General features: G+C 43.5%; 9 protein-coding genes. 4 read left to right on the forward strand and 5 right to left on the reverse strand.

Annotated features, from left to right (window positions below; genetic code table 11):
• The first annotated feature begins 10 nt into the window (after positions 1-10).
• A complete protein-coding gene (locus LRP50_RS19355) occupies positions 11-1015 on the forward strand; it encodes a substrate-binding domain-containing protein (RefSeq protein WP_274166098.1) in 1005 nt (334 codons plus the stop codon).
• Positions 1016-1796: 781 nt separating this feature from the next.
• Positions 1797-3368: a BspA family leucine-rich repeat surface protein gene (locus tag LRP50_RS19360; RefSeq protein ID WP_274166099.1), complete on the forward strand. Its 1572-nt coding sequence runs from the start codon at positions 1797-1799 to the stop codon at positions 3366-3368.
• A gap of 161 nt (positions 3369-3529) precedes the next feature.
• Here the strand turns inward: LRP50_RS19360 and LRP50_RS19365 are convergent, their stop codons facing one another.
• From LRP50_RS19365 to LRP50_RS19375, 3 genes are all read right to left on the reverse strand, one after another.
• On the reverse strand, positions 3530-4516 hold the full coding sequence (locus LRP50_RS19365; RefSeq protein WP_274166100.1) for a PDDEXK family nuclease: 987 nt from the start codon (positions 4514-4516) through the stop codon (positions 3530-3532).
• 325 nt (positions 4517-4841) lie between these two features.
• Entirely contained in the window at positions 4842-6200 is a 1359-nt protein-coding gene (locus LRP50_RS19370; RefSeq protein ID WP_274166101.1) for a hypothetical protein, read from the reverse strand.
• 351 nt (positions 6201-6551) lie between these two features.
• A complete protein-coding gene (locus LRP50_RS19375; RefSeq protein WP_274166133.1) occupies positions 6552-7505 on the reverse strand; it encodes a chemotaxis protein CheV in 954 nt (317 codons plus the stop codon).
• Between the two features lie 329 nt (positions 7506-7834).
• Between LRP50_RS19375 and LRP50_RS19380 the strand changes: the two genes are divergently transcribed.
• Together LRP50_RS19380 and LRP50_RS19385 are read left to right on the forward strand one after the other, a co-directional pair.
• Positions 7835-8758 (forward strand): chemotaxis protein, encoded by a 924-nt coding sequence (locus LRP50_RS19380; RefSeq protein ID WP_274166102.1) that lies wholly within the window; start codon positions 7835-7837, stop codon positions 8756-8758.
• A 204-nt stretch (positions 8759-8962) separates the two neighbouring features.
• Positions 8963-9271 carry a DUF496 family protein gene (locus LRP50_RS19385; protein ID WP_274166103.1) on the forward strand — a complete coding sequence of 103 codons (309 nt, stop codon included), beginning with the start codon at positions 8963-8965 and terminating at the stop codon, positions 9269-9271.
• Between the two features lie 188 nt (positions 9272-9459).
• Here LRP50_RS19385 and LRP50_RS19390 read toward each other — a convergent pair whose 3' ends face one another.
• Positions 9460-10524: a porin gene (locus LRP50_RS19390; RefSeq protein WP_274166104.1), complete on the reverse strand. Its 1065-nt coding sequence runs from the start codon at positions 10522-10524 to the stop codon at positions 9460-9462.
• 444 nt (positions 10525-10968) lie between these two features.
• On the reverse strand, positions 10969-12840 hold the full coding sequence (locus tag LRP50_RS19395) for a sigma-54-dependent Fis family transcriptional regulator (RefSeq protein ID WP_274166105.1): 1872 nt from the start codon (positions 12838-12840) through the stop codon (positions 10969-10971).
• Between the last annotated feature and the right edge of the window lie 264 nt (positions 12841-13104).

Below are 13104 nucleotides of genomic sequence, written 5' to 3' on the forward strand. Positions count from 1 at the left end.
ATTAGATAATATGGCGACAATGAAAGACATCGCGAAACTGGCCTGTGTATCTACCTCAACGGTCAGCCATGTTATCAACCAATCTCGTTACGTAAGCGAAGACATTGCAGAGCGGGTAAACCAAGCCGCTCTGCAGCTCAACTATTCGCCATCTGCATTAGCACGAAGCCTAAAAACCAATCGAACCAAAACATTGGGGATGTTGGTGACCACGTCTTCAAATCCTTTTTTTGGCGAAGTGGTAAAAGGGGTAGAACGCAGTTGCTACCAAAAAGGGTACAACCTCATCTTGTGTAATACAGAAGGCGATCAACAGCGAATGAAAGAATCCATAACCACGCTATTACAAAAGCGTGTAGATGGCATGATTCTGATGTGCTCTTCGCTAGAAGGCGAAAACATCGACGTTTTCGATCGCTACCCTGATGTTCCCGTGGTCGTCATGGACTGGGGCCCTATGCTGTTTGCCAGCGACAAAATCCAAGATAACTCGCTTCATGGTGGTTACTTAGCAACGAAGCACTTAATTGAATGCGGCCACCAAAACATTGGCTGTATTACCGGGCCATTGAATCGCTACCAAGCCCATATGCGTTACGAAGGCTACAAGCGGGCACTCAATGAGGAAGGTCTCGCGTTTCATGCGAATTGGATCATTGAGTCCAATTTCGAATGTGATGGTGGCTATGATGCATTTCATCGCATTTATCAGAAAGGACCATTGCCGAGTGCCATTTTTGTTTGTAACGACATGATGGCGATGGGCGTTATCAATGCAGCCAATGAAAAAGGGATTGCGATACCGAAAGACCTCTCGATCATTGGTTACGATGATATTCAAATTTCCAAGTACATGACGCCTTCACTCACCACTATTCATCAGCCTAAACATCGTTTGGGTCAAACAGCCGTGGAGACACTGCTTGCCAATCTCGAAAAAAATAGCGATGAGGCGAAGGTGATTCAGCTCGAGCCAACGCTGGTGAAGCGTTGCAGTGTCGCAATTCGACCATAGCGGGTTACGTCTATTTGCCCACTACATCTACTTATTCGTCACCGCAATGTTAATCACGCTGAATAACATCAACGCTCGATCAGCTACTCATTCAAGCAAGTGACTGTGGCGAGGACGATAAGGTGACATGTAACTATCTTTAAAATCATTAGCTTAGAAATCAGTAGGAACCATATTCTGACATTTTTGGTCACCATAAGATGACATTTTCCAAGATACACGAAATTTTTTGAAAATCAGATGTAAGTAATTTTCTTTCACTTTCCATCTGAATTTCTAGCTCAAAATTGGACAAAAACAGGTTAGGTTTGATTATCTAAGCAATGTGGTTCGGATAAGCTGAATTTGGTCGAAGAGAGGCTCAATGGTGACTACCGAGTTGATGGCTATTCACAGCCCTACGACACGAACATGTTAGATGAAGCCAAGGCCAACTATCAACGACGTTCTATTATCCACTCCCTTCAAGGTACATTTTGGATTTTGTCCCGTAACAGAGAGTTACCCGAACTTTCGGTTAAGTGGCAAAACACTAACATGCCTTAATGATAATATGGCTCTCTTAAAGCACTTATTCTGGTTTATTGACACACATGACAATAGATAAGTTAGCCATAAACCAGTGGAAGTGAGTTGTCTTTTAATTTCTATTCATTTAAACCCAATTAGATGAAATTGGTTCAACGATATCCGAGTTAGTACTTACTTCTAACAACGATATCCTAATGGATAATGAATTAAAAATATCCCAGTAATAGGTCACGGAAGAGTAAATATAAAAGTGAAAAAATTAATATCGACACTTGTTGGGTTTAGCTATCTCATTGCATGTGCTAACGCTATCGCCTCAACTAATCCAGTAAAAAGCATCGACGTTGAGTCCGAACAGGAAGCAAGCCCTACTGTAAAATGCAATCAAACCCCTACGGGCGAACACCTCGTCATTGATGACGTACCTTATTTGGTTGTCGACGATCAAACCATCAGAGAAGCACAAACTCTCAAGAAAATAATTAATGGTTCCTTACATGTTTGCACTTCAAAGGTGACGGATATGTCAGAGCTTTTTTATAGCATTCTTAATTATACATCTATGTTCAATGAGCCTATTGGAAACTGGGATACCTCTAATGTCACTACAATGAGAGGGATGTTTGCCAGTGCCGGTTCGTTCAATCAGCCTATTGCGAATTGGGATACGTCAAAAGTGACTGACATGAGTTATATGTTTGCTACTGCAAAACAGTTTAATCAACCGATAGGTCTTTGGGACACAAGTAACGTCACTAATATGGACTCAATGTTTCGTGCTGCAAAAGCATTTAATCAGGACATTGGTGACTGGGATACAGAGAAAGTAAAAAATATGCATGGACTATTCCTATGGGCTGTCTCCTTTAATCAAGATATTACTCAATGGGACACATCTAATGTAACCAACATGAGTTCGATGTTTTATGGTGCAGAGCAATTTGACCAGCCAATAGGAGTATGGGATACATCGAACGTTGTAACGATGGAATCGATGTTTGCTCAGGTAGACAATTTCAATCAATTTATAGGTAATTGGGATACATCAAAAGTACAATCAATGAGCACCATGTTCTTTTTTTCCACCGCATTTAATCAGCCAATAAAAAACTGGGACACCTCAAATGTAGTCGATATGAGATCGATGTTCTATCGTGCGAAGCAGTTCAACCAATCTATTAGCGACTGGGATACTTCCAAAGTAACCAATATGAACTCGATGTTTTGCACTGCATTTCACTTCGATCAACCCATTAATGATTGGGACACCTCCAATGTAACCAACATGAGCTCGATGTTTGAAGGTGCACATCGCTTCGATCAACCCATTAATGATTGGAATACCTCCAATGTAACCGATATGAGCTCGATGTTTGAATATGCAGAGCAGTTCAATCAGCCTATTAGTAGCTGGGATACGTCTAGTGTTACCAATATGAACTCGATGTTTGAACATGCAGAACAGTTCAACCAACCTATTAATAGCTGGGATACCTCTAGTGTTACCAATATGAGTTCGATGTTTGAACATGCAGAACAGTTCAACCAACCTATTAATAGCTGGGATACCTCAAGTGTGACTGATATGAGTTCGATGTTTGAACATGCAGTGCAGTTCAACCAACCTATTGATAATTGGAACACTTCGAGTTTGGGGGAAATCTCAAGAATATTCGCCGGCGCATATCAGTTCGATCAATCAATTACTGAATGGGATTTTTCAAACGTTAGGTATGCTGAAGACTTATTTGAGGGAAATGGCTCTGTAAGGCAGTACTTTCTACAGAAATGGATTGGATTTAAAATTCTTGGCCAAGAGTAATGCTCCCACACCCAAGACTTATATCATTTATATTCAATGATATAAGTCTTGGCGTATGGTTGGACTCACTAAAAAACATCAAACCAAGATATTCTTGTCGTTTCTCTCCCGAAAACTGCCAACGATGATAAGAGGTGTGTTTTAGCCCACCTCCTTCATATTTACACCTTTTCAATCATGTAACCAAATGGCGCCATGGCTTGTAGCAGGTTCGGGATATTGTCGCCCCACTGGTTAGAAATGGCGATTTGCTCCCCTGAAGGGAGAGTGAGAAGGTCACTTTCTGATGAGTGATATCGGTTTAAGTGCTTATCCGCAATGTGTTCAAACAGCGACACGGCCCTCGGCAAATTGAAACCGTTAAGATAACGCTGAACTTCAGCAAGGCTCGTTGGTTGTTTATCGTTGATCCAATGGGTAATCACCGCTAAAGCCAGCTTACGTTTGTTATAAACCTGTTCGTTAAAACGGTACTTGGAATAGTCGCGCAGGCCTTTCTTGCTGGTACGCTGCTCTGCCTGCTTCTCGCGGAATTTGACTTGATAAGCTTCAACTTCCGGCACAGGAATGATCTGCTCGGCGTTAATCAACACATCGTCTTTGTAGCGATAAGGGGTGAGGCGGACACAACTGATATCAATGCCCTTGTCGCGGAGCCAAAGGACAGATGTAGTCAGTTCTTTACCAAAATCAGCAGATGCGAGCACGATACGAACATCGTTACCGAAATCATCGAGGCTGTTTTCATCCAAATCGACGAATTCCAAAATGGTTTCTCGCGCGTTGATTTCCAATCCTTCCTTGACGGTATAGCGCTCAAAGTATTCGCAGGCTTTGTCGAAAGTCATGGTAGAAATCATGGCCGCATAGCGAAGCGCTTGGAGCTCCATGTGTGCGCCGATTTCGTCGCGTTTCAGCTCAATCACCACCAAGTTCGCGTTGCGATCGATTGCCAGCAGATCAATACGACGACGGCTGTCTTCCCAGTCGGAAAACTCTTCTGAGATCACCAAGCAGTCAGGAGCAATAGCGTCGATGCATCTTTTAAGGGCTTCTTGAAGATCCTGCCGCTCTTGCAGCCCTTCGGCTGCAAAAGTGGTTTGAGTTAACGCGGTTAGGTTTTTGTTTGAGATGTTGTAGAGGCTCATATTTGTCCAATACTGAAAAATAAAATTACTTCATGGATCCGAATGACGAAAAGCCAACAACCCATGATCTTGAGCCTTGGTTCCGTAGGTCCAATTTCTGACAAACTATCTTATAAATCTCTCGCGGAAATCCACCGTCGAAGTCCCACTCTCGATCACCATTACTCATACGCGCAACACCTGAAATTGTTGGTTTTCTGCCACGTACATTTCAGCAAAACGGTTTTGGTAAAAATGCTCCAGGCTGTTTTCACCGTAACTTGTACTATCTTATGGTTCCAGCCACAGGATTTTCACTGATCACAGCAACAGCGTTGATAGTCGATCAGCCGAAGACTTCTTCGACATCCACCACTTTGGAGCGGTTTACTGTGATTTTCCAACGCTGCAGTGTCACACTACCGTCTTGGTTTTTCTGCTTTGAAATCAAGTTAAATTGGTGGCGTTTATCAATGGATTCTTGGCTGACTTTACCCTCATTGAGGGTATAGAAGCGCTGCTTACCTCGCGCCATCAAACGCGAGAATGGACGGAAATCAACTCGCCACACCTCACGTGTCATGTCATAACCACTAAGAAATTTGGTTGTCGACATCTGCGTCACCATCTTGATGCGCACCACTGACTCTTCTCGTTGGCGAAGCTTACCGCGACGTACTTTGCGAACATCATCTGGGATTTTGTCGAACGGAATATAATCCAGCCATTCAAGTTGATTGCCGATTCGCTGCCCTGACGTTGGGTCCGTAAACAACTTGCGCCATTTAGGGCGACCTTTTCGAATCCAACGCCACAATACATCACGAAGATCATCTTTAAAGATTTCTCGTAATGCATATAAACCCGCCATAGCCAAAACAAATGACAAGGTAATCTCCCCGAGGAAACTGCGCATACGGATAATCGCAATGGTCACGAAGATCATCACAAGCCCCGTTGCCGTACCTTTGGCCAACTTGTTCAATGTTTGTCCTAACACCACATCATTTTGTCGAATGGTGACTGGGTACTCAATCAAACGGCGTGCCAAGCGCATCTTATTAACCATACGCGTTGGATCATTTTGCGCCTTCATTGAGTTGTAGTTTTTCTCAATACGATAGGCGGCTTCTGATTCACAAACACCAATCAACTGTTCACGAATCGGTTTGAAAGCCGCGCTTCTGGGCATATGAGTGACCAAAGAGAGGAAGCGCTGTTCAGTAAGCCATGACAAGTAGTTATCAATGTTATTAAAGTATTTGATCAGGCTTTCATCTTTGGGTTTATAACGACGAAGACGACGTAGAATTTCTACCGCCATGTCCGTGATCATTTCTAGCTGTTCAACCGCCTCTTCTTCAGAAAGATCCTTCATCGAATCAAAAAAACGGTGGGTAGTTTTCTCAAGTGACAATGAATACTGATAGGCGTACAAACTCAAACTGACACGATATTTGTCCGACGGGAGTTTGTCCCGGCTCGCCAAGCGTGAATGTACGAGAGGAAGGTGATATTGAGACGTGAAATAGGTACGTGTATTCGACAATACCGTGTTGTAGAAATCATCTTCACTTAATACGTTCTTGGAAAAGTTAAGTTCACCAGGAACAAAAAGGTAGAATTCGACATCCTGTCGTTTTATCTCTTCATTTAGTATCGCTATCCGTGCGGTTAATCCCTCTAATTTTTCAACAGAGATCAATGATGTACTCCAAACTTTTATCTAAACGGCCTTGTGCGATATGCCGTACATTTTAACGAATTTGCTTTTCAAAACCGAAGTAAAAAGTGAAGGATGGAAAGAATACCAATAAGTGAGCAATTTCTAACCACCATCTATTATTCAGGTGAGAGTTCCCATAATACAAGGGTAACGACAAGAGTAGAAGGGAACATTCACTCACTTATCCACAGAAAAAGTGAATAAGTTATTCTGTGGGTAGCCGTTGTAGTGGAGCCATTTCATGAGTTCACGACTCATTTCAACAAAACCAAGCCAAAGCCTTAAGCGACAGACAAAATAGCTGTCCGATCTGCCTATGCATGCTATCTGCTATCTTGCCGTTTTATTCTCCAATGCTTCTCTCATGCGAGTTTGAACAACATCAACCAATAAATCAGGTTGGAACTTAGACACAAAACGATCACAGCCTACTTTTTCGACCATGGCTTCATTAAAACTGCCGCTTAACGAGGTATTCAAAGCAATGTAAAGATTACTCATCCTTGTGTCTGCACGCACCTCGGAGGTGAGTTTATATCCATCCATCTCTGGCATTTCCGCATCAGTGATCATCAACAAGATTTCGTCGGTCACTTTTTTGCCTTCATCACACCAAGATTTCAGAAGATTCAGAGCATGCGCGCCGTTTTTCATTTCTATGCATTCAATGCCGAGTTGTCCTAGTGTTTCTGTGACTTGCTTCCTCGCTGTCGAAGAATCATCCACCACCAACACTTTCTGTCCCATCAAGTGCTGAGAGAGATCCTGATCGAGTACCTCTTCAGAAATGCCGATATCGTAAGAAACAATCTCCGCCAATACCTTTTCAACATCAATAATCTCAACCAACTTAAGCGCATCTTCATGCTCAAGTCGAGTGATTGCAGTCAGGTAGTTTCCGCGCCCTGTGGTCGGCGGCTCCAATATTTCATCCCACCCCATATTTTTGATATACACCACTTTACCAACCATGAAGGCCTGAATTGTCCGATTATACTCGGTGACTATCAGGTTAGAGTCCTGATCTTTCTCCAGTGGCCTCATACCTATGGACTGACGCATATCTATAACGGGAATCGAATGCCCACGAATGGTCGCAACACCGCTAATTTTGGGGTGAGCGCCTGGCATCTGATTAAGATGTGGCACTTTCAGCACTTCGCGTACTTTGAACACGTTTATGGCAAAAAGCTGTCGTGTACCAAGTTGAAAAATCAGCAGTTCAAGTCGATTTTCACCAACAAGGCGCGTTCGGGAGTCTACAGAATCAAGAATACTCGTCATGGGTATAAACCAATGTTTAATCACATCATGGTGTGATTTCTCTTTGTCTATCAAGTGAGTAACAGTAAAGCACATTTACTGCTTCCACTCATCAAGGCAGTGTTATTTATCGTGTTATCTATCACCATTAATCATAGAAAAAGTTCGAGAATAATGCGAAGTCCTAATGAAGAGACACAATAACAGATCGTTACAAAACATGCCGCTAGAGCAGAACAACTAGCTAAAGATTTAAAAAAAATCAGAACAACCTAGGTGTTATCATGCCAACGAAACGCTACAATTAAAGTACAATTATAAAAACACTACTGTTAGTGACAGGCGCGAATATGAAAAGCAAGGCTAATGAATCTCAGGGAATGCTGCTATTTAAACTCTCAGCCATGCAGACATTTGCTATCGGCACGCTGAAAGTCCGTGAAATAGTGCCATATTGCTCACTAACAGCACTGCCAGGTTCCCATCACACTGTTGTTGGTACAGCTAACATGCGTGGCATCACCACACCTATCATTGATATGGCAAAGGCAATTGGTTACCCCGCAGTGGGTAAAGAAGAATATGATAATTGCTTTATCATCATTACCGATTGTCAACGTCGCGTGGTCGGCTTTCTTGTTCGTGGTATAGAAAAAATCAGTGAATGCGATTGGAGAAATATCACTCCGCCTCCAAATACGCTTGGCACACACGCTTTCTTAACGGGTGTGATGAATGTCGATGAGAAAATCGTTCAGTTACTCGACGTCGAACTCATCATGTCTAAAGTCTTTCCAACCTCAGAAGACAAACTGCATCCGATCCTCGCTGATGTTGATCGCGAAAAGCTCAAACCTATGCATATTCTTTTGGTTGATGACAGCAGCCTGGCAAGACGCCAACTGTCAGAGGCACTCGACAGCATAAACATCCCTTACGTGGTCAGCGCCAATGGCCTTGATGCGCTGGAGAAAATGAAAGATTCAGCCATGCAAGGACGCCCCTTCGACATTGTAGTCAGTGATATTGAAATGCCGGGAATCGATGGTTACGAGTTAGCATTTGAAATACGCAGCAATAATTCATTGTCTGAAGCATACCTCATCCTACATACCTCGCTTTCGAGTGAAATCAGTGTTGATCGCGCTCACCAAGTAGGGGCACACGAAGCGCTAGAGAAATTTGATGCAACTGAGTTAGTCACCGCTATGTTGAGAGGGGCGACACTAAAAACACAAAACGAATCTGTTCGATTAGAAGGGACCGTCGAGTAATTTACTTTCATTTGTCGTCATGCAGGTCTGCGACCCAAACAATTTCTTTCACAGCATGACGACAAAAAACCGCCAATACTTCCGTACACTCCACGCTGATTACAACTTCCAAAATTACTCACTTTTCCTTGATCAAAAGACTGTTTCCAACGCTCCCGATGTGGTTTAATTTCGTCAGGATTACACATAGAAGGTTGAACACAGATGAACAATGTATTCGAGATCGTTAAGTTCTCTCGTCGCAAAAATAAACTGAAGCGGGAAATTCAGGACAACGAGAAAAAAATCCGCGACAACCAAAAGCGCGTTACTTTGCTTGAGAACCTGCTTGACTACATTCAGCCAAACATGACTCCTGACGAAATCGTAGAAATCGTCAAGAACATGAAAGCAGATTATGAAGATCGTGTTGATGACCACATTATCAGCAGCGCTGAGATTTCAAAAGAACGCCGCGAAATCAGTCGTCAAATCAAAGAATTGACGCGCCTAGAGAAAGAAGGCAAGAAGTAAGCATTTATACATAGGATGCTGTCACCAGTATCAGATTGAACAAAAGGAGGCTACTGCCTCCTTTTTTGTTGCATTGAGACAAGTGCCATCAAGCAGCTCTTGGTCATTAAACGAGTACAACGAAAAAAGCCCAACAAATGCTGAGCTTTAAAGACAGTGTGAAGTTTAAGCGTTGTTAACGGTATTGATTACCAGTAAACACGTGCACCGATGGCGAACTGAGCGTCACCGTCTACAACACTAGGTGAAACGCTGAAACCATCATTTTTGTTGTTCTTGTAACCCAAAGTGACGCCATCTGAGTAAGCTGCTTCAGCCCAAAGGCGGAAGTATGAATTAAATCTGTGTACTGCACCTACGTAAACATTGGTGTAGTCATCGTTCTCAGCAAGTCCAACTTGGTCAGCGCGCGCTTCAATTTCAGTGAATTCATAGCCACCATATACGTCTGATTTAGCAGACAGTGCATAGTTCAGCGCTAATGTGTAACCTTGGCGATCAATGTCTACAGCCAACGCATCACTTTCCATTGCGCTGCTCGCGAATTGCGCGCCAACGGTCAAGTCACCAAAAGTACGCTCTGCCCACAATGTGTAGTAAAGATCGTCTACGGCACCCGCCTTAACGTTAACAGTTGTCGTGTCGTCAACCTTATAATCGAATGCGCCATGTTCTTGCTCAGCAGAAGACACACCCGCAGTTAGAGAGAAGCCTGCAATATCTTTACTAACGAACAGTTCTGCTACCTGTGCTGCTGCGCCATCTTCCGCAAGGCCATAGCTTGCGTCAAACGTTGCAAAATCCGTTTCTAGGATATATCGAATAGCGCTGTCGTGTTTACCGCCAGAAACTGTACCTTCTACTACGTGAGAGCCACCGAACCAGTAAGAGTTATCAACACCCCATAGGTCATCAGCAGTCAGGTACTGTTTACCTAGAATGACTTTACCGAAGTCACCCGTAAAACCGAAGTAGCCTAAACGGTTTGCCATCGCATCTTTATCATAGCTAATGCTGTACTCAAGTCTTGCGAACACATCAACGTCATCAGTGACAGTGTATAGCGCATTAACACCGGCACGAGAGCTGCCGTCATTCAGAGTGATATCTTTATCTGGCGACTTAGATAGTGTTGCGCGAAGTTGGCCGTAAACTTCTACTGAACCTGCATCGCCGTTATATGCTTCGAATGCGCTTACGTTGCCTGCCAAAAGTACTGCTGGGATTGCTACTGCTAAGATTGTCTTTTTCATAGAATACGTTCCTGTATTTCTTATAAATTCCGTTTGCATTGATGCTGCGGAATAAAAATTAACATCCTAGAAACACAGAGTTCAACGATATATTTATTAACATTTAAAGCACTTGACAGACACTTGGGCTAACATTTCACCAACAATCAAACATTCATAAAAACAACACAAAAACGAATAATAAGTCGCTAAAACGAATCAAATGGCGCACTAATGCAACTAAACATTCATGAGAACGTAAAGCAAAGCCGCTTAATCCCCACACAAAATATGCGTAAAAAACACGCAATACGGTTAACATCACCCTGAACTATAAATGCGACTCAGATCTCTAATCAGGGAAATAATATTTAGGGTTGTAATGAGTTTTTTCGGCTCAATGCGGAAATAACGTGCAACAAGACACTAATTTAATTGACATTTATAGTGCAGGTTAAGTTTTGGCTATTTGATGCCCAGCATCCGAAGGCGCTTATAGATAGTGTTACGACTCACACCTGAAATTTCTGCAATTCGGGTAATGTTGCCTTCCGTTTCGGCATACAACAAAGGGAGGCTTTCGCGCCAGCTAGCAACACGAGGAGTCACTTCTGGCTGTGATGAAAGTGGTATAACGTCATTGCGAAGGTCGAGGAAGAAATCATCTGGAAGGTGGTGAGTTTGCACTCTCTCATTGTTTGACAGCGCCAAAGCAACACGAAGCGTGTTTACCAACTGTCGAATATTGCCCGGCCAAGGGTGGCGATTAAATAGCGCAAACACTTCATCATCAATTTGCGTACTGATCTCTCCTGCAAGCTCGGGCAGTAATACATTAACAAGAGCATTTATGTCAGAACGTTCTTTCAAAGCTGGTAGGAAAAGCGTCAATCCATTAATGCGATAGTACAGATCTTCTCTGAATTTTTTCTGCGCGACGGCTTCTCGTAGCGATTGGTGCGTTGCACATATCACACGAAAATCCACCGAATAACTTTCGGTGCTGCCAAGGGGCGTCACGGCTTTTTCTTGCAGTACTCTAAGTAATCGAGCTTGCACATGCAGTGGCATATCGCCAATTTCATCCAACATTAAGGTGCCGCCGTCTGCTTGTCGGATATAGCCAATGCTGCCTTTCGTATTCGCCCCTGTAAAAGCACCTTTCACATAGCCAAATAATTCAGATTCCACCAGATCAGCCGGAATCGCTGCGCAGTTTACCGCCACCAGCTTTTTGTGGGCGCGACTTGATGAAGCATGGGTTGCTTTAGCAAACACCTCTTTGCCAACCCCTGTTTCACCTTGGATCACCAACGGAATATCACTGTTTACTACACTCTGAGCTTGCCGAATGGCCTTTTGCATTTTGATGTCGCCAAGGTCCAAATGTTGAAGCTGACGTTCGCTGGGCTTGATAGCCGCCTTTTGAGAGGGAATCGATGACCCTGAAATAGGAAACGGTACCGAGAGTGGCGATCGAATTGCGCGGTTGACTGGTCGCTTAATCGTTCCAAACAGGCGGTATTTAGACAACCCAATAAATGACAGAGGGTGATGTTCAGGATGTGCCGACAGCTTGAGCGCCGAAATTCCAGTGACTGACCCAATGTCCAAACCCACTAAGGTCTGCCCGACTAACAAATCCGCTCGCCGATTAGCAGCAATGATGTCGCCAGTTTCATTAAACACTAACAGCCCAGCCCACTGGCTAGCGAGGTTATCACTACTGGTGTTAAAGGTGAGCATGTGGCAGTGATGACGGTAAGTAGCGATGATCAGTTGATTCTCAACCGATTGTGTCATCACCTTCACCATGCCTGCGACATGTGATGTCGGCAAATAAGCGTCCGAAGAAATGTTCAATACACCGACCAAATGCCTATCACTATTGAATATCGGGGCGGCAGATGCGGTCATGTAGCGGTTTGCTATCAAATAATGTTCATCTCGCCCCACCGCGACGGCTTCTCCGGTTTGCAAGGCTGTACCCACAGCGTTTGTACCGTTGTATTTTTCTCGCCAGTTCGTTCCTTCGTCAAACAGATGTTTCTCCATTTGATTAATAAAACCTGGCCGCCCCCAGCGACTCAGCAAGTTGCCATCATTGTCTGCCAAGAGCACTAAGCTGTTGCTGTTTACCAAAATATTTTCGTAAAAAGGTAGGACTTGTTCTTGCGTCGTCGCAATCAGGTCATGAGACCGATCGCGAACATCTCCCCAATCTCCGGTATCGAGTTTCACAATTTCAGGCGAGTTTTTTTGTGACAAACCAAATGACTGACAGCGCCGCCATGAAGCTTGGATTATCTCACTATGAGAGTGAGCTTTATCGCTCATTACAACATCCCACCATGCGCATTCGAACATAAAATGAGCGTTAATCATTGTTCACATTTTGTTAACAGTCAACACAATAGGTGACACTTTTTTCATACCACCAATGTTCACATTTCATTTATATGATTATAAATCAACGATATAACATTTCATTAACTATTGGCACGGTTCTAGCGTATATCATTCGGAATGTGATGTATGCGCGCGTTTTCGCAAAGAGAAATTTCACGCTACCACATTGACCCCAACACTGATTCAGGGAGC

It is taken from the genome of Enterovibrio gelatinilyticus (assembly GCF_028683095.1).
Lineage (GTDB): Bacteria > Pseudomonadota > Gammaproteobacteria > Enterobacterales > Vibrionaceae > Enterovibrio > Enterovibrio gelatinilyticus.

Excerpts from the sequence above, each read along its gene's own strand:
- LRP50_RS19355 (WP_274166098.1), top strand. The coding sequence starts at position 11 with ATGGCGACAATGAAAGACATCGCGAAACTGGCCTGTGTATCTACCTCA.
- LRP50_RS19365 (WP_274166100.1), bottom strand. The coding sequence starts at position 4,516 with ATGAGCCTCTACAACATCTCAAACAAAAACCTAACCGCGTTAACTCAA.
- LRP50_RS19375 (WP_274166133.1), bottom strand. The coding sequence starts at position 7,505 with ATGACGAGTATTCTTGATTCTGTAGACTCCCGAACGCGCCTTGTTGGT.
- LRP50_RS19380 (WP_274166102.1), top strand. The coding sequence starts at position 7,835 with ATGAAAAGCAAGGCTAATGAATCTCAGGGAATGCTGCTATTTAAACTC.
- LRP50_RS19385 (WP_274166103.1), top strand. The coding sequence starts at position 8,963 with ATGAACAATGTATTCGAGATCGTTAAGTTCTCTCGTCGCAAAAATAAA.
- LRP50_RS19390 (WP_274166104.1), bottom strand. The coding sequence starts at position 10,524 with ATGAAAAAGACAATCTTAGCAGTAGCAATCCCAGCAGTACTTTTGGCA.
- LRP50_RS19395 (WP_274166105.1), bottom strand. The coding sequence starts at position 12,840 with ATGAGCGATAAAGCTCACTCTCATAGTGAGATAATCCAAGCTTCATGG.